At 66.1% G+C, this 16,754-nt stretch carries 15 protein-coding genes; 12 read left to right on the top strand and 3 right to left on the bottom strand.

Annotated elements, in window-relative coordinates:
- Nucleotides 1-55: 55 nt before the first annotated feature.
- Nucleotides 56-772, bottom strand: a complete 717-nt coding sequence (deoC, locus tag ACFWHR_RS13250) for a deoxyribose-phosphate aldolase (protein ID WP_382448787.1) — start codon at nucleotides 770-772, stop codon at nucleotides 56-58.
- 148 nt (nucleotides 773-920) lie between these two features.
- On the opposite strand from deoC, the gene ACFWHR_RS13255 reads away from it, so the two are divergent.
- From ACFWHR_RS13255 to ACFWHR_RS13275, 5 genes are all read left to right on the top strand, one after another.
- On the top strand, nucleotides 921-2,825 hold the full coding sequence (locus ACFWHR_RS13255) for a glycosyltransferase (protein WP_382448788.1): 1,905 nt from the start codon (nucleotides 921-923) through the stop codon (nucleotides 2,823-2,825).
- Between the two features lie 76 nt (nucleotides 2,826-2,901).
- Nucleotides 2,902-3,765, top strand: a complete 864-nt coding sequence (gene rfbA, locus ACFWHR_RS13260; RefSeq protein WP_382448789.1) for a glucose-1-phosphate thymidylyltransferase RfbA — start codon at nucleotides 2,902-2,904, stop codon at nucleotides 3,763-3,765.
- Nucleotides 3,765-4,520 (top strand): glycosyltransferase family 2 protein, encoded by a 756-nt coding sequence (locus ACFWHR_RS13265; RefSeq protein WP_382448790.1) that lies wholly within the window; start codon nucleotides 3,765-3,767, stop codon nucleotides 4,518-4,520. Before rfbA ends, ACFWHR_RS13265 begins: the two co-directional genes overlap by 1 nt.
- Nucleotides 4,517-4,957 (top strand): DUF2304 domain-containing protein, encoded by a 441-nt coding sequence (locus ACFWHR_RS13270; protein ID WP_382448791.1) that lies wholly within the window; start codon nucleotides 4,517-4,519, stop codon nucleotides 4,955-4,957. Before ACFWHR_RS13265 ends, ACFWHR_RS13270 begins: the two co-directional genes overlap by 4 nt.
- On the top strand, nucleotides 4,957-6,192 hold the full coding sequence (locus ACFWHR_RS13275) for a lipopolysaccharide biosynthesis protein (RefSeq protein WP_382448792.1): 1,236 nt from the start codon (nucleotides 4,957-4,959) through the stop codon (nucleotides 6,190-6,192). The genes ACFWHR_RS13270 and ACFWHR_RS13275 overlap by 1 nt, the downstream gene beginning before the upstream one ends.
- Nucleotides 6,193-6,194: 2 nt before the next feature.
- On the opposite strand, the gene ACFWHR_RS13280 is transcribed toward ACFWHR_RS13275, so the two are convergent.
- Nucleotides 6,195-7,175, bottom strand: a complete 981-nt coding sequence (locus ACFWHR_RS13280) for a glycosyltransferase (protein ID WP_382448793.1) — start codon at nucleotides 7,173-7,175, stop codon at nucleotides 6,195-6,197.
- A gap of 105 nt (nucleotides 7,176-7,280) precedes the next feature.
- On the opposite strand from ACFWHR_RS13280, the gene ACFWHR_RS13285 reads away from it, so the two are divergent.
- The 5 genes from ACFWHR_RS13285 (at nucleotide 7,281) to ACFWHR_RS13305 (ending at nucleotide 13,435) form a co-directional block, all read left to right on the top strand.
- A complete protein-coding gene (locus ACFWHR_RS13285; RefSeq protein ID WP_382448794.1) occupies nucleotides 7,281-8,087 on the top strand; it encodes a glycosyltransferase in 807 nt (268 codons plus the stop codon).
- Nucleotides 8,084-10,051, top strand: a complete 1,968-nt coding sequence (locus tag ACFWHR_RS13290) for a DUF6541 family protein (protein ID WP_382448795.1) — start codon at nucleotides 8,084-8,086, stop codon at nucleotides 10,049-10,051. The genes ACFWHR_RS13285 and ACFWHR_RS13290 overlap by 4 nt, the downstream gene beginning before the upstream one ends.
- Nucleotides 10,052-10,062: 11 nt before the next feature.
- Nucleotides 10,063-10,956 (top strand): glycosyltransferase family 2 protein, encoded by an 894-nt coding sequence (locus tag ACFWHR_RS13295; RefSeq protein ID WP_382448796.1) that lies wholly within the window; start codon nucleotides 10,063-10,065, stop codon nucleotides 10,954-10,956.
- 80 nt (nucleotides 10,957-11,036) lie between these two features.
- Entirely contained in the window at nucleotides 11,037-12,038 is a 1,002-nt protein-coding gene (rfbB, locus tag ACFWHR_RS13300; RefSeq protein WP_382448797.1) for a dTDP-glucose 4,6-dehydratase, read from the top strand.
- A 2-nt stretch (nucleotides 12,039-12,040) separates the two neighbouring features.
- Nucleotides 12,041-13,435 (top strand): sugar nucleotide-binding protein, encoded by a 1,395-nt coding sequence (locus tag ACFWHR_RS13305; RefSeq protein WP_382448798.1) that lies wholly within the window; start codon nucleotides 12,041-12,043, stop codon nucleotides 13,433-13,435.
- Nucleotides 13,436-13,624: 189 nt separating this feature from the next.
- Here ACFWHR_RS13305 and glf read toward each other — a convergent pair whose 3' ends face one another.
- Nucleotides 13,625-14,770, bottom strand: coding sequence for a UDP-galactopyranose mutase (gene glf / locus ACFWHR_RS13310; protein ID WP_382448799.1), 1,146 nt, complete (start codon nucleotides 14,768-14,770; stop codon nucleotides 13,625-13,627).
- Between the two features lie 78 nt (nucleotides 14,771-14,848).
- On the opposite strand from glf, the gene ACFWHR_RS13315 reads away from it, so the two are divergent.
- Both ACFWHR_RS13315 and ACFWHR_RS13320 read left to right on the top strand, forming a co-directional pair.
- Nucleotides 14,849-16,519 (top strand): LicD family protein, encoded by a 1,671-nt coding sequence (locus tag ACFWHR_RS13315; protein WP_382448800.1) that lies wholly within the window; start codon nucleotides 14,849-14,851, stop codon nucleotides 16,517-16,519.
- A complete protein-coding gene (locus tag ACFWHR_RS13320) occupies nucleotides 16,516-16,734 on the top strand; it encodes a hypothetical protein (protein WP_382448801.1) in 219 nt (72 codons plus the stop codon). The genes ACFWHR_RS13315 and ACFWHR_RS13320 overlap by 4 nt, the downstream gene beginning before the upstream one ends.
- Nucleotides 16,735-16,754 lie beyond the last annotated feature (20 nt).

Raw genomic sequence — 16,754 nt, forward strand, 5'->3', positions numbered from 1 at the left:
CTATGGGGGGTGGGATTAGGGCTTGGGGGTGGGTTTAGGGCTTGGGGGTGGGGGGCTAGTAGGTATCTGGGGCTTGGGCGCCCTCGAGGACCGCCCGCGTCGACGAGAGGCCCAGGCGGGTCGCACCCGCGCGCAGCATCGCCTCTGCTGCCTCGCGGGTGCGAATACCGCCTGACGCCTTGATCTGCAGGCGATCCCCCACTGCTTGTTTCATCACCTCGACGGCGTGCAGCGTCGCACCGCCCGCCGCGTGGAACCCGGTTGAGGTCTTCACGAAGTCTGCCCCAGCAGCCTCTGCCGCCCCGCAGACCGCCGTGATCGCGTCGTCTTCAAGCGCTGCCGACTCGATAATCACCTTCAGCACGGTCGGCGCAGGCACGGCCTCGCGCACGGCGCGAATATCGGCCTCGACCTCGCCGTAGCGACCATCGCGCGCCGCCCCCACGTTGATCACCATGTCGATCTCGTCTGCGCCCTGCGACACCGCGAGCGCCGCCTCGGCCGCCTTCACCGACGACTGATGCTTGCCGCTCGGGAAGCCGCACACAGCGGTTACTTTCAGCGACGTGTCCACAGGCAGCGACAGCGGCAGCTCAGACGGCGACACGCACACGCTGTAGGTGCCGAGCGCCACGGCTTCCGCGACGGCCCGCTCGACATCTGCCCGCTGCCCGTCGGGCTGCAAGAACGTGTGATCGATCGCGCGGGCGAGGCCGGCAGGGCCTCCGTCATCAGCAACTTCAGACGCTACGGGACGGTCGGGTGCGGCCACGGTGGCTCCTCTTCAGAACGGCGGATCGGCGGCCCAGATCGGGCCGCCCTCCCACCCTAGGCCGCCGCGCCCCAGCGAAACCCCCGGGCCCCGCGGCTAGACTGACCCGGTACTCTGCCCGACGCACGCTAAGAGAGGCACGATTCTGATGCCGACCATCCTCCAAAACGTCGTTTTCCCGGTCGCGAAAGACCCGGATGTGCTGCCGCTCTATGCGGACGCCGAAACCTGGACCGCCGTGCGCGACCGCCCGGTGCGCATCAGCCACAACGCGCACATCGACAACGTGCTCTCCCGCGACAGCGTCCGCGTGCGCTCGGGCAATCGCGTCTCGTACGCGAGCTACTTCAACGCCTTTCCGGCCGCCTACTGGCAGCGCTGGACGGTCGTCACGCAGGTGCAGCTCGAGCTGCGCACACAGGGCCCAGGCACCATCGTCGTGTACCGCTCGAACGCCTCTGGCGTGCAGCAGCGCGTCGACTCCGTAGCGGTCACCGGTCAGGCGACCTCAACGTTCGACCTGCCCCTGCGCTCGTTCAGCGACGGCGGCTGGTACTGGTTCGACCTGATTGCGAGCAATGCTGATCTGGTGCTTGAGGGCGGCCGCTGGTCGACCGAAGCTGAGCCGGTTGAGACGGGCAAACTCAGCCTCGGCATGACGACCTACAACAAACCCGACTACTGCGTTGGCACCCTGCGGAACATCGCTGACAACCCCGCGCTGCTCGAGGGCATCGATCGCATCTTCCTGGTCGATCAGGGCACGCAGAAGGTGCGTGACGAAGAAGGCTTCGACGAGGCCGCTGGAGTGCTCGGCGAGAAGCTGCGCGTCATCGAGCAGGGCAACATTGGCGGCTCTGGCGGCTTCGCTCGTTCCATGGCCGAGACGTTAGAGAGTGAAGACACCGACTTTCTGCTGCTGCTCGATGACGACGTCGAGTTCGAGACCGAGAGCGCGCTTCGCGCCCTGCAGTTCGGTCGATTCAGCCGAACCCCGGTGATCGTCGGCGGCCACATGTTCGACCTGCTCGACAAGCCCGTGCTGCACGCATGGGCCGAGGTCGTGCGCCCAGATCCGTTCATGTGGGGGCCATCGTTCGAAGAGCAGCACCGCCACGACTTCCGCAAACGCAACCTGCGGCAGACTCCGTGGATGCACGCGCGCCTCGACGCCGACTACAACGGCTGGTGGATGTGCATGATCCCGAAGAAGATCATCGCTGACATCGGCCTGTCACTGCCCGTCTTCATCAAGTGGGACGACGCCGAGTACGGCCTCCGCGCGCGCGATGCCGGCTACCGCACTGTGTCGCTGCCGGGTGTCGCCCTGTGGCACGTCTCCTGGATCGACAAGGACGACTCGCAAGACTGGCAGGCGTTTTTCCACACGCGCAACCGCATCATCGCGGGATTGCTGCATTCGGATCGCCCGAAGGGCGGCGGCCTCATGCGCAACAGCGGCCGGCAAGACATCAAGAAGCTGCTGAACATGCAGTACTACGCGACGCAGCTCGCGGTCGACGGCATGCGCGCGGTGCTTCGCGGGCCCGACAGCCTGCACAAGGATCTTTCGCAGGACATGCCTGCGGCCCGAGCACGCGCCGCAGACTTCCCCGAGACCCACGTCTATCGCCCGGGCGACAGCGACACCCCGTTCGCCCGGGGCGGCCGCGCCCTCCCACTGCTCGAGAAGCCCACCGATTACCCCACCGGCGTGCGGCTCGGAATCTTCACGGCGCGGATGCTGCCGCAGCACTGGCGCCGTACCGTCAGCGAGGCTGACGCCCAAGCCCCCGAGCTCGAGTATGCGAAGGTCGACGCGCTGTGGTGGCGCATTCCGCATCACTCAAGCGTGATCGTGGGTGCCGCCGACGGCAGCGGCAAGATGTGGTACCGCCACGACCGCGCCAAATTCCGCCGTTTGCTGCGGGAGTCGCGAGCCCTCGCGCGCGAGATCGAGCAAAACTGGGACCGTCTGGCCGCCGAGTACCGCGCCGCGCTTCCCCACGTCACGTCGCTCGATGAGTGGAAGCGCACCTTCGAGGGTCGTTAAGGGGCATCGCCCGAGGCCCCAGCTAGACTCGGTGCAGTTCGCACCCATCCCACCGATACGAATGAAATAGGTAGACATGCGCGGAATCATTTTGGCGGGCGGCTCTGGCACACGCCTGTGGCCGATCACCAAGGGCATCTCGAAGCAGCTCATGCCCATCTACGACAAGCCGATGGTCTACTACCCCCTCGCGACGCTGATGGCGGCTGGCATCCGAGAGGTGCTCATCATCACGACTCCCGAGTACAACGACCAGTTCAAGGCGTTGCTCGGCGACGGCAGCGACTGGGGCATGCGCCTCGAGTACGCGGTGCAGCCGTCGCCTGACGGGCTCGCGCAGGCCTTCATCATCGGCGAAGAATTCATCGGCGACGAGAGCGTCGCGCTCGTGCTCGGCGACAACCTGTTTCACGGTTCGGGCCTCGGCACGGCGCTGCGTCACAACAGCGAGATCGAGGGGGCGCGCGTGTTCGCTTACCCGGTCGCGAACCCGAAGGCGTACGGCGTCGTCGAGTTCGATGAGCAGGGCAAGGCTCTTTCGATCGAAGAGAAGCCAGAGCACCCGAAGAGCAACTACGCCGTGCCCGGCCTTTACTTCTACGACAATCGGGTGGTTGAAATCTCCAAGACCATCGAGCCGAGCGCGCGCGGCGAACTCGAGATCTCGTCGGTGAACGAGCGCTACCTCGATGCCGGCACGCTCAGCGTGCAGGTGCTTGATCGCGGCACCGCGTGGCTCGACACCGGCACATTCGAGTCGATGATGCAGGCCGGCGAGTACGTGCGCATCATCGAGGAGCGCCAGGGCTTCAAGATCGGCTGCGTCGAAGAACTCGCGTGGCGCAATGGCTGGATCGACGACGCGCAGCTCGCGGCACTCGCCGCGCCGCTCGTGAAGAGCGGATACGGCGCGTACCTGAACCGCCTTCTGGAGCAGTAGTGCAGCACTCCGGCATTCCCGTTTCGGCACCATCGACCCGAGTGCTCGTGATCGTGCCAGCCTGGAACGAGCGCGCCAACGTCGCTGAAACGGTGGCCGAGATTCGCGCCGCCGACGCGCGGTACGACGTGCTCGTTGTAGACGACGGTTCGACCGACGACACCGCTGACGTGGCGCGCTCAGCCGGCGCGCTCGTGCTCGTGCTGCCGTTCAATCTCGGCGTGGGCGGCGCGATGCGCGCGGGCTTCCACTACGCGCTCCGCCACAATTACCAGGCTGCTATTCAGGTCGACGCAGATGGGCAGCACAACCCCGCAGATATCGCGCAGATCGTGGCGGCGCTCACCACCGCCGACATCGCGATCGGCGCTCGCTTCGCTGACGTCGGCACCTACACCGCGAAGGGCCCGCGCAGGTGGGCCATGGTGCTGCTCGGGCGCGCGCTCTCGGGCATCGCGCGCACGCGCCTCACCGACGTCACCTCTGGCTTCCGCGCGGCCGGGCCGCGCGCGATCCAGCAGTATGTCGACTACTACCCGGCCGAATATCTCGGCGACACCGTCGACTCGCTCGTCGGCGCGCTGCGCGCGGGTCTCACCGTGACTCAGGTTCCGGTCGCGATGCGTCCGCGCCGTCACGGTCAGCCCAGCCAGGGCGCCATCGGCTCCACTATCTACCTGTTGCGCTCCGCGTTCGCCCTGCTCATCGCGGTGACCCGGCCAGCGTCCTCCAACGTGCAGGAGCATTCCGCATGATCATCGCGTTCGGCGCAGTTCTGGCAATCATCATGGTGGCCGTGATTCTCGTGATGCTCGCGAAGCGTCAGCTCAGCGAGAAGTACGCCGTGATGTGGCTCGTGATCGGCATCGCCGCGATCATCGTGACCGTGGTGCCCGGGTTGCTCGAGTGGCTCACCGATGCGCTGCACGTGCAGGTGCCCGCGAATCTGCTGTTCGGCGGCGCGATCGTGCTGCTCGTCGGCGTCGCGCTGCATCTCTCATGGGAGCTTTCGCGAGCAGAGGCTGAGATTCGCCGGCTCGCTGAAGACGTTGCGATCAATCGCCTCGAGGTCGAGCAGCTTGCGGCGCGCCTGGACGAGCGGGACGCTCGCGGCGCAGGCGACGCTGGCGACGCGCCTGGCACGATTGGCGTGAGCGACGACGAGGATCACCGCGCGCCCGAGCGCCCCTAATGAAGACCGTATTCAAGCGCCTCGCGGGGTTCACCGGGTTTCCGCTTCTCGCGCTCATTGCGCCGTTCCTGCTGCTCCCGATCATTTCTCGACTCCTGGGCGACGGAGGCTGGGCGAACTACACGGCGGGCCAGGCGATCGGCACGCTCGGCGCGATCGGCGTGCTGTTCGGTTGGGGCGTGTTGGGCCCCGTGCGCATCGCGAAGGCCGCCGACGACGTCGAGCGCCAGCGCATTTACCGGATCAGCCTGCACACGCGGCTGAGCGTGATCGCGATCGCGCTGCCGGTCGTGGTGATCGCGACGCTGCTCATCACGAGCGACGACTATCGGCTCGAGTCGGTGCTCATGGCCGTCGGCGGCGTGCTCGTCGGGCTCAGCCCGAACTGGTACTGCATCGGCGTCGGGCGGCCCATGCTGATGGGCAAGTACGACGCGATCCCGCGCCTCATCGTCTCGCTCGCCGCGGTGCCCGTGCTGCTCGCGACCGGGTGGGTGTGGTTTTACCCCGTGACGCTGATCGCCGTGAGTCTCGGCTCGGTGTGGGCGTTCAGCCGCATGGTGCTGCGGGGCTCTGAGCACGAGCGGTTTTCGCCGCGGCGCGTGCTTTCCGAACTGCGCTTCCTGCTGCCGACCGCGCTCATCGACTTCACCGGCAACTCCTACGGCTCGACGCCGGTGCCCATCTCGACGGCAACGCTCGCGCCGGCGAACGCGAGCACGTTCAGCTCGGCAGAGCGGCTCTACCGCATCTCGATCATGGCGGTCACCGCACTCGGTGACGCCTTTCAGGGGTGGGTGCTCGAACCGACCGCGACGAGTCCGATCAAGCGCCACTTCGCCGCGATCATCGCCCACACCGCGCTCGGGCTGGTGGGCGGTATGCTCATCGCGATCCTCGGCCCGTGGGTTACCGGTTTCGTGTTCGGCGAAGCGGTCGCAGCGACCTACCCGCAGTCGCTGTACTTCGGCATGGCGCTGTTCTTCATCTCGGCAACGACCCCGCTGATTCGCAACATCATGATTCCGGCCGCGCGCTTCAGGCAGGTCTTCGTGGCGACAGTTGTTGCGGCCGTAATCGGCCTGGCACTCATGATCTCGCTCGGCATCGCCGGATCGTCGGCTGGCATCGCCGCGGGTCTCGCCGCGTCAGAGATGCTGATCTTCGCCGTGCTGCTGCCGTCGGCGATCATCGAGCTGCGCAAGGTCGCGCGCACGCAGCGCCCGGCCGACTGACTCTACGCCGGGTTGCGCCAGCTCACGCGCCGCGAACGCGCCGCCACGGCGTCGGGAATCTTGCCCATGCGGTGCTTGCGCCCCGCGCGGCAGCCAGCCCACAGCACGCTCACGAGCGACAGTTTGCCCCGGCAGCAATAGAGCGCGAAGCAGTAGTGGAGGTACTCGCGAAACGTGTCACGCAGCATCAGGGAACGGTGCGACGCGAGCGATAGATACTCGCGGTTCAGCACCATCCGGTTGCGGATGCGGTAGTAGTACCGGAACGGGCTGCTCACCGAGATCGAGCGCGGATTGCCCTGCTTATTCATCAGCGTGCGACCGAGCACGCGCACGTGCAGCTTGTGGCCGAGGCTGTGCGGCATGTCGAGACCGGGCGCACACACCGAGGCGTAACCCGCGCGAATTGCACGCAAGTAGTACTCCGTGTCGACCGAGTCGATGAAGTAATCGCCGCGCTGCGGCCCGAGATCCCGAATCACCTTGAACGGCATCACCAGGCCCGACTGAATCGGCTGATACGCCTCGAGATAACCGTTCCGCTGCGGCATCTGCGTCTGCTTGAAACCGGCGAAATACTCGGGCGCGACCATGCCGACCCGCAGCCCGGCGGCGACGCTCAGGTCGTACTGCGCGACGAGTGCCTCCACGAAGCCGGGGGTGACCTTTGAATCCTGGTCGAACGTGATCACGAGCTCGGGATCGTGCGCTGCCATCGCCTCGTACCCGCGGTTGATCGCGTTGGCGATACCGGCGTTCTCTGGCTGGCGCTCGATCTGCACGCCAGCGGCGGCGAGCGCGGCCAGCACCTCGTCTGCAGCGGGTCCGCTCCCGTCGTCGACGACGATGATCGCGGACACCTGTTCCGCGAGTAGCGCGCAGTACTCGACAAGCGAGGGCTCTGGGCGGAACGAAGTGACGATCGCTGCCACCCGCTCGGACGCTGATTTCCGTGCCGTATGCAGGGGCTTCGCATCATTCATGATGCGCTTACTCTATCCTGGATGGTGACCCGGCTCACTGGAGGACGGAGCGGGACCGGCGCATCGAGCCGCCTCTCCCACAGGCCACAAGGAGACGATTTACGCGTGCAGCACCCTGATTCCGATTCACCCGGGTCCGTGCCCGAGGTGTCAGTGTGCGTCGCGAGCTACCGAGGCGCAGCCTACGTGCGTGAGCAGCTCGAGAGCATTCTGGCGCAGCTCGGCCCGCACGACGAGGTCGTTGTGGTCGATGACGCCTCTCCTGACGACAGCGTCGACGTCATCCGCGGCATCGACGATTCGCGCATTCGCTTGATCGAGCAGCCGGTGAACCGCGGGTACGTGCGCACGTTCGAGCACGCGCTTCTCGAATCAAGGGGCGACGTCGTGCTGCTCGCAGACCAAGACGACGTGTGGGCGCCCGGCCGCGTCGACGCGATGCGTCGCGCGCTCGCGAACGCCGACGTCGTCGCCGGCAACCTCGATCTACTCGGCGAGGCGCGCCCGATCTCGGGGCCGCTCGGCATTCGCGAGTGGCGGCTCCCCCGCGTCGGCCGCAGGGCCCCGATCCGCAATGCACTCGGCGTGCTCGGCGGCGTCATGCCGTATTTCGGGTGCGCGATGGGGTTTCGCCGATCTTTCGCCCACCGCGTGACGCCGTTTCCCAATTGGCTGTATGAATCGCACGATCTCTGGCTCGCGCTCGTCGGCAATCTCGCCGGAGAGATGGTTCACATCGATGACGTTGTGACGCTGCGTCGCCTGCACGACAGCAACGCCTCGCCGTCGCAACCGCGCTCGATAGTGCACGTGCTCCGTTCGCGGCTGCTTGTGCTGCGCATGATCGTCGCGGCGCGCGGTCGCCGCGGGCTCAGCAATCTCCGTTCCCCCCAGCGAAAGCGCGGTTCATGACCTCCTGGTTCGCCATTACTCCCGTCTTCCTCGCCGCTGCCGCGGTGCTGCTGCTGCCCGGTCTGCTGATCGGCGTGGCGCTTCGACTGCGCGGGCTGTGGCTCTGGGCGACCGCTGGCCCGATTTCAGTGAGCGTAATCGCGCTCTCAGCGCTTGGGCTATCGTTCGCCGGCATCGGGTGGGGCGTGTGGCCCGTGCTCGCGGTGAGCGTGGTGCTCGCGGTGCTCATCGGCTTGCTCGTGCGCTTCGTCTTTAGGCAGCCGGTCATGCGCGTTGCCGACGGTGCTCCGGCGTATGCCCCACTCGGGCTCTCGACCGGGGCGAAGGTCTCGCTCGTGGCGACCCTCGTGCTCGTCGGAATCATCATGGCCTGGCGCGTCACGCACGCGATCGGTTCGCCCGACGATATCTCGCAGACGTTCGACAACATCTTCCATCTCAATGCGGTGCAGTTCGTGTTGGATCAGCAGGACGCGTCTCCGCTGAAGATCGGCCTGATGAACTCGCCGATGGGCAACCTCGGCTTCTACCCGTCGGGCTGGCACGCCGTCGTTTCCCTCGTCGTCGATCTCAGCGGCGCGAGCATTCCCGTCGCGACCAATGCGGTGACGCTCGTCGTTGCAGCAATCATCTGGGGCTCCGGCGGCGTGCTGCTGGCACGTACGCTGCTGGGACGCGGCGCTGCGGTGGCACTCTCGGCTGCGGTGCTGTCGGCGGCCTTCCCGGTGTTCCCGATTCTGATGCTCGGGTACGGCGTGCTCTACCCGATGTTCCTGGGCTTCGCGCTCGTGCCGGCCGCGCTTGCGGTCGTCGTCGGCATCATCGGATTCGAGAAGATTCCGACCACGATGAAGCTGTCGACGCGGTGGCTGCTGCTGCTCGGGCTCACCCCCGGCCTCGCGGTGACGCACCCGGGCGCCCTCATGGCGCTGCTGGCCTGCTCGGTGCCGTTCGTGCTGGTCTGGGCGTTCAATGCCGTGCGAGATCGCCGCCGCGAGGGGCGTTCGATTGCGTTCCCGCTCATCTCGCTCGTGCTGTACCTCGTCGGCGGCTTCGCACTGTTCCTCGCCGTACGCCCGCCGCGTGCGCAGGCGTTCTGGCAGGCCGAGATGGGCGCCCCGGAGGCGACGCTCCGCTTCTTTACCTCACAGCTTGACCGCGGTGCGATTCCCTACGTCACCGGGGCGCTCGTGCTCATCGGGGTCGTCGTTGCGCTGATCCGGCGCGATCGGGTGTCGATCGCCATGCTCGGCACGTACGCGATGGTCGGCATCATGTTCATCGTGGTCGCCGGTGTGCACCACTGGGGCACACGATTCTGGGTGACCGGTATCTGGTACCAGAACATTCCCCGTATCGAAGCGATCACTGTTTTCGCGACGCTGCCGTTGGCCGTGCTCGGGCTCAGCACCATCATCGTGTGGATCGCCCGCCTGGCCGGAGACCGGCGCGTACTCGCGGGCGGGCTCACGCTGCTGCTCGTCGCTGCCGTGCTCGTGCTCACCCAGGCCAGCACGGCAATGCAGAAGATCACCGAGAAGACTCGCGACTCCTTCGCGTACGGCAAGGACTCCGATCTGGTCAACACCGATGAGCTCGCACTGCTGAAGCGCCTGGCCGATGAGGTGCCAGAGGGTGCGACCATCGCCGGCAACGGCTGGACGGGAGCCGGCATGGCGTACGCGTTCAGTGGACGCTGGGTCACGATGCCGCACGTCATGATCGACTTCACCGAAGACACACTGCTCGTCAACGAGGAACTGCGCGACGCTCAGCCCGGCAGCAAGGTGTGTGACGCGATCGCTGCCGAGAACATCGAGTACGTACTCGATTTTGGTGACCGCGAAGTACACAAGGGAAATCACGATATGCCGGGTCTCGATGACCTCGATAAGTCGTCTGCGGTGAAGCTGGTCGACAGCGAGGGCGACGCGCGGCTGTACCGCGTCGTCGGGTGCGAGTAATGGGGGCGGACGTGCCCGCAGTAATCGACATCTGCGTGCCGCACTGGGGTGACACGGCGTACCTGCGCGAAGCAATCGCAAGCGTCGTGGCGCAGACAGACCCGCGCTGGCACCTGACAGTGATCGACGACGCCACCCCCGGCGACGCCGCCCGCGACCTCGTCGCGTCGTTCGCCGACGACCGCATCACGTACGTGAAGAAGTCGCAGAATGAGGGCATCACCGCGAATTTCCGCAGCTGCGTCGCCGCCGCGACCGCGCCGCTCGTCACGGTGATGGGTAACGACGATCTGCTGTTGCCCGACTACGTCGCCGCAATCGTTCGCACGGCCGAGGTCATTCCGGGCGCCGACATCATTCAGCCGGGGGTGCGCGTCATCGACGCCGCGGGCGCGCCGGCGTCAACCCTCGTCGATACGGTCAAGCAGCGGTTACTGCGACCCCGCGCCGCGGGCCCGGTGCTGCTTTCGGGCGATCGGCTGGGGACCGGGCTGATGCACGGCGACTGGCTGTACTGGCCGTCACTGACCTTCCGCACCGAGACAATTCGCGGTTTCGAGTTTCGCGACGAGTTTGCCGTGATCCAAGACCTCGCGCTACTGATGGACATGTTCTTCGCTGGCACGACGCTGCTCGTCATTCCTGACGAGGTGTTCGCCTACCGGCGGCACGACGAAAGCGCGTCATCGGTGCTGCTACTCGACGGCAGCCGCTTCGCCGGTGAACGCGAGTACTTCGCGCTCGCGGCGACGCTCGCGGACGAGCACGGCTGGCGACGCACCCGCCGAGCGGCCAAACTGCACCTCACGTCGCGCGCGCACGCGCTCAGCCTCGCGCCAGGGGCGCTCGTGCGCGGTAACTTTGCGGCCGTAGGCCGAATGCTGCGTCACGCCTTCGGCCCATGAGCCGTGGCTAGACTGAATCCCGCGGACGCCGTGATCGCGGCCCGCACCGACTGACAACATCGATCCCCTGGAGGAACTCCGTGGCCCGCAAGATTCTCGTGACCGGCGCAGCCGGCTTCATCGGATCGAACTTCGTGCACTATCTCGTCGCGAACACCGACGACGTCGTGACCGTGCTCGACAACTTCACCTACGCCGGTAACGCAGCCTCTCTCGCGGGTCTCCCCGAGAACCGCGTCACCGTCGTACGCGGCGATATCTGCGACGCCGAGCTCGTTGACCGGCTCGTCGCCGAGACCGACGTGCTCGTGCACTACGCGGCTGAATCGCACAACGACAACTCGCTGCACGACCCGAAGCCGTTCCTCGACACCAACATCATTGGCACGTACACGCTGCTCGAGGCCGTGCGCCGCCACGGCAAGCGCTACCACCACATCTCGACCGATGAGGTCTACGGCGACCTCGAGCTTGACGATCCCCAGCGCTTCACCGAGTCGACGCCGTACAACCCGTCCAGCCCGTACTCGTCGACGAAAGCCGGATCAGACCTGCTCGTGCGCGCCTGGGTGCGCTCGTTCGGCGTCGAGGCGACCATCTCGAACTGCTCGAACAACTACGGCCCGCGTCAGCACGTCGAGAAGTTCATCCCTCGTCAGATCACGAACATCCTGGTCGGCGAGCGCCCGAAGCTGTACGGTGAGGGTCTGAACGTGCGCGACTGGATCCACGCTGACGACCACTCTTCGGCGGTGCTCCGCATCGTTGAGGCAGGCCGCATTGGCGAGACCTACCTCATCGGCGCCGACGGCGAGAAGAACAACAAGCAGGTACTCGAGCTGATCCTTACCGGCATGGGTCAGCCGAGCGACGCCTACGACCACGTCGTCGATCGTCCCGGCCATGACCTCCGCTACGCCATCGACTCGACGAAGCTGCGCACCGAGCTCGGCTGGCAGCCGTCGTTCCCCGACTTCGAGCGCGGCCTCGCCGCGACCATCGATTGGTATCGGGCGAACGAGGAGTGGTGGCAGCCGCAGAAGGCCGCAACCGAGGCCAAGTACCGCGAGCAGGGCCAGTAATCATGGCAGCGAAGCCGCTCTCCATTACCGAGACTACGATTCCGGGCCTCGTACTGCTCGATCTCCCCGTGCACGGCGACAACCGCGGCTGGTTCAAAGAGAACTGGCAGCGCGAGAAGATGGTGGCCCTCGGGCTGCCCGACTTCGGGCCGGTACAGAACAACATCTCGTTCAACGATGCGACAGGCGCAACCCGCGGTATTCACGCGGAGCCCTGGGACAAATACGTGTCGGTTGCCACCGGGCGCATTTTCGGCGCCTGGGTCGACCTGCGCGAGGGTGACACCTTCGGAACCGTCTTCACGGCCGAGCTCGGCCCCGACTCGGCGATCTTCGTGCCGCGCGGCGTCGGCAACTCGTACCAGACACTTGAAGACAACACCGCGTACGTCTACCTCGTCAACGCGCACTGGAGCGCCGAGGCGCAGAGCGAGTACACGTTCCTGAACCTCGCGGACCCGACCGCCGCGATCCAATGGCCGATCCCCCTCGACCAGGCGGAGCGGTCGGCGAAGGATCTCGCGCACCCCGAACTCCCCGACGTTGTGCCGATGTCGCCGAAACGCACGCTCGTACTCGGCGCGAACGGCCAGCTCGGCCGCGCGCTGCGCGAGGCGCTCCCCGCCGCCGATTTCGCGGCTCGGGATCGCATCGACCTTGCCGACCCGGGGGCCTTCGACGGCTTGCGGTGGGCTGATTACGACACCGTGATCAATGCTGCGGCCTACACGAAGGTCGACGACGCAGAGACCGAGGCCGGGCGCGCAGACGCCTGGGCCGCAAACGTGTCGGGCGTCACACGCCTCGCACGGGCCTGCGCTGAGCACGGCATCACGCTCGTGCACGTGTCGAGTGACTACGTCTTCGATGGCACGCACGAGAGCTACACCGAGGAGCAGCCGTTCGCTCCGCTCGGCGTCTACGGTCAGACCAAGGCCGCCGGCGACGCAGTCGTGCAGACGGTGCCGCGCCACTACATCGTGCGCACCAGCTGGGTCATCGGTGAGGGTGGCAACTTCGTGCGCACGATGCGTTCGCTCGCGGAGCGCGGCATCGACCCGAGCGTCGTCGATGACCAGATCGGTCGCCTCAGCTTCACAGAAGACATCGCCGCCGGCATCGTCCACCTGCTCAACGCGCGGCCGGCCTACGGCACGTACAACCTGACGAACTCGGGGCCTGCGGTCTCGTGGGCGCAGATCGCACAGCGCGTCTACGAGCTGTCGGGCCACGACGCCGCGCGAGTGACTGGAGTGAGCACGGCCGAGTATTTCGCTGGCAAGGAGGCTGCGCCGCGCCCACTGCGCAGCACGCTCGCCCTCGCGAAGATCGAGGCAACGGGCTTCACGCCGCGCGCTGCCGAAGACGCGCTAGCCGCCTACCTCGCAAAGGCGTAACCCGCGGCGGGCGCCCGCTGCGGGCGCCCGCCGACCGGTCGCCCGGGCGCCCGCTGAACACGAGGGTTTCGCGCGAGACCGAGGGAACTTTCGTCTAGTTTTCCCTCGTGGTCAGCGCGAACCCTCGTGGTCAGCGGCTGCGCGGGCGCAGCCTTGCGCTGCGCCCGCTGCGCCCGCAGCGGGCGGCCGCTAGGCGCCGAGGCGCTCCGCGAGCTTGTTCTGGTACATCGAGAGCGCCGCTCCGATCGCCATGTGCATGTCGAGGTACTGGTATGTACCGAGGCGTCCACCGAAGAAGACGCCGTCCTCGCCCGCAGTGAGTTCGCGGTACTTCAGTAGGCGATCCCGATCCTCGGGGGTATTCACCGGGTAGTAGGGCTCATCCTCGCGGGTCGCGAAGCGCGAGAACTCGCGCATGATCACGGTTTTGTCGCTCGGGTACTCCCGCTCTGGGTGGAAGTGGCGGAACTCGTGGATACGCGTGTACGGCACGTCTGCGCCCGCGTAGTTCATCACGCTGGTGCCCTGGAAGTCTCCAACCGGCAGCACCTCCTGCTCGAAGTCGAGCGTGCGCCAGCCGAGCTCGCCCTCCGTGTAGTCGAAGTAGCGGTCGACAGGACCGGTGTAGACGATCGGCACAGTGCCGACGACCGCGCGCTTGTTCAGCGGCTGGCTCTCGTCGAAGAAGTCGGTGTTGAGCCGCACCTCAATATTGGGGTGATCGGCCATGCGCTCGAGCCAGGCCGTGTAGCCGTCGGTCGGCAGCCCCTCGTGCGTGTCGTTGAAGTAGCGGTTGTCGTAGGTGTATCGCACCGGGAGGCGGCTGATGATCTCGGCCGGTAGGTCGGTGGTCGGCGTCTGCCACTGCTTCGCCGTGTAGTCACGAATGAACGCCTCGTAGAGGGGGCGGCCGATGAGCGAAATTCCCTTTTCCTCGAGGTTCTGAGCCGACTTGGTGTCGAACTCTTCGGCCTGCTCGGCAATGAGCTCGCGCGCCTGCTGCGGGCCGTGGGCGGCGCGGAAGAACTGATTGATCGTGCCGAGGTTGATCGGCAGCGGGTACACCTCGCCCTTAAAGTTCGAGTAGACCTTGTGCACGTAGTTCGTGAACGTCGTAAAGCGATTCACGTACTCCCACACCGTCTCGTTCGAGGTGTGGAAGAGGTGCGCACCGTAGCGGTGCACCTCGATACCCGTCTCGGGCTCAGCCTCGGAGTAAGCGTTGCCGCCAATGTGCGAGCGACGATCGATGACGACGACCCGCTTGCCCGCGTTCGCTGCGCGCTCGGCGATGGTGAGTCCGAAGAAGCCTGATCCGACTACGAGAAGATCCATACCCCCTAGCTTAGAGGCCGGAGCCATACTGGCCGACGCTAGACTGAGCGCACCCGCAGTGCAGGGCACCATATGAACGTGAAATCTACGCCTCGACACCTCGTCCTCTCAGCGCTTCCCGAGCGCACGGCGTCAGTCGACGTCAGATTCGATGACGTGCGTATCTGGTCCATCGATGTGCGAGACGTTGACACTCCGGCAGAGGTCGAGTGGCCGGAGAGCCTGCTCCCCCGCCTCACCGGCAGCACCGTCGTGAGCGTGCACGACTCAGAAACCGGCGCCCTGCTGAGCGAGGCCGAGGTGGCGTTCAACCAGGCACCGCACCGCACCGTTGTGGTCGACGACACTGGCACCCCCCTCGTAGTGAACAAGTGGGGTCGTCTTGGGGTTGCGATCGACGCGATGGGGGCCGAAGTCCAGGCACTCATTGTTGAGCGCTCCGCGATCCTGATCGAGCAGTTGCGCGAGCTCAGGCTTCGCCCCTTTGTCGTCGGCGGCACGCTGCTCGGCGCGGTGCGTGATGGCCGACTCCTCCCTCACGATGACGACGCGGATCTTGCATACCTCTCGCGGCATACACACCCCGTTGACGTCGCAATCGAGGCGTTCCGAATCGGGCACGCGCTCGCCGAACTCGGCTACGAGGTCAAGCGACACAGCGCGACACACATGCAGCTCATTTTCCGGGACGAAGATCGCAAAGCCGTCGTGCACTATATCGACGTGTTTGCCGCGTTCTTTTCCGACGACGGAATCATCAATCAGCCGTTTCACGTGCGCGGTGAGATGACCCAGTCGCAAATGCTCCCCTTCAGCGAGGTGACCATCACCGGCGTCGTCTTTCCCGCGCCGGCCGATACCGACCGATGGCTCACGATCAACTACGACGAGAACTGGCGCACGCCGATCCCGGGCTTCGTACTTGAGACGCCAGAGAACACCCGCCGCCGCTTTGATAGCTGGTTCGGGGCGTTCAACTTTCAGCGTGATTTTTGGGATGCGCACTACTCAAGCACCGCCGCGGCAACGTACGCCGCCGTAGACGCGCAGTGGGAGCTGGGCCGCGAGTGGCTGCTCGCAACTGCCCGGCAGACACCATCAGCCGTAGTACTTGACTTGGGGAGTGGGGCAGGCGCCCTCACCCGAGCCCTCAACTCCGCGCTCGCCGAGAGCCGCGTGATTGGTCTCGATTACTCCTCGGAGGCGTTCCGGCGAGCGAGCTCGTTTGCGACCAGCGCCGCAGACTTCGGCGAAGCGCCCGCCAGCGGCGGCACCCCCGAGTACGCGCACGTCAATCTATACCGCGCGCAGTCGCTTGCGATCCCGCTCGAACTCGGCATCAGTGGATCCTTCGATGTCGTGGCAAATCACACGCTCGAACAGATCGGCCACCTCGCGCGCGGTTACGCATGGCGGCTCATGCGCATGGCACTGCGCTCGGGCGGGCGGGCGGCGTTTACCTTCCACTCGCGGCACGCGCGGGATGTGACGATCGACGATCCGACCGGGTGGCACCTCGAGGAGGCCGCGCTGGTCGAGGAGGCCGAGACATACGGACTCATCGTTGAGTTCGATGCGATTCACGAGCCCCTCCCGAAGCTCACCACCGGCGCCATCGAGACGATGCCGCTCGCTCGCGCCGAGACATTCGCGCGTCGCTCGCGCCGCCCAATCGGCGCGCACGTGCGTCTCGCATCCGAGCACGCACCGAACCCCTCGCCCGCTTCGACTATCGGAGGATCCGCATGACCGAACCCAGTGCGGCGCGACGCGCAGTCGGCCGAGCCCGCCGTATTCTCGGCACCCCACACGAGACGATTGCCCGTCTCGAAGACGAGCTGCAAGTCGAACGTGAGCGCATTACCCGCCTTGAGGGCGAACTCGACGAGCTACGGCGCGATAGTCTGCGCGTCGCCGAGTTGATTGATCTCGCTGAACAGGCGTTTACACCAAAAACTGACTAGTTGCGCCGGGCCCAGCTGGC

This window comes from Leucobacter sp. NPDC058333 (assembly GCF_042726155.1).
GTDB lineage: Bacteria > Actinomycetota > Actinomycetes > Actinomycetales > Microbacteriaceae > Leucobacter.

What these genes read in the sequence shown, in the direction of transcription:
- ACFWHR_RS13275 (WP_382448792.1), top strand. Translation starts at nt 4,957, where the DNA reads ATGAAGACCGTATTCAAGCGCCTCGCGGGGTTCACCGGGTTTCCGCTT.
- ACFWHR_RS13280 (WP_382448793.1), bottom strand. Translation starts at nt 7,175, where the DNA reads ATGAATGATGCGAAGCCCCTGCATACGGCACGGAAATCAGCGTCCGAG.
- glf (WP_382448799.1), bottom strand. Translation starts at nt 14,770, where the DNA reads ATGGATCTTCTCGTAGTCGGATCAGGCTTCTTCGGACTCACCATCGCC.
- ACFWHR_RS13255 (WP_382448788.1), top strand. Translation starts at nt 921, where the DNA reads ATGCCGACCATCCTCCAAAACGTCGTTTTCCCGGTCGCGAAAGACCCG.
- ACFWHR_RS13290 (WP_382448795.1), top strand. Translation starts at nt 8,084, where the DNA reads ATGACCTCCTGGTTCGCCATTACTCCCGTCTTCCTCGCCGCTGCCGCG.
- ACFWHR_RS13305 (WP_382448798.1), top strand. Translation starts at nt 12,041, where the DNA reads ATGGCAGCGAAGCCGCTCTCCATTACCGAGACTACGATTCCGGGCCTC.
- rfbA (WP_382448789.1), top strand. Translation starts at nt 2,902, where the DNA reads ATGCGCGGAATCATTTTGGCGGGCGGCTCTGGCACACGCCTGTGGCCG.
- ACFWHR_RS13320 (WP_382448801.1), top strand. Translation starts at nt 16,516, where the DNA reads ATGACCGAACCCAGTGCGGCGCGACGCGCAGTCGGCCGAGCCCGCCGT.
- ACFWHR_RS13270 (WP_382448791.1), top strand. Translation starts at nt 4,517, where the DNA reads ATGATCATCGCGTTCGGCGCAGTTCTGGCAATCATCATGGTGGCCGTG.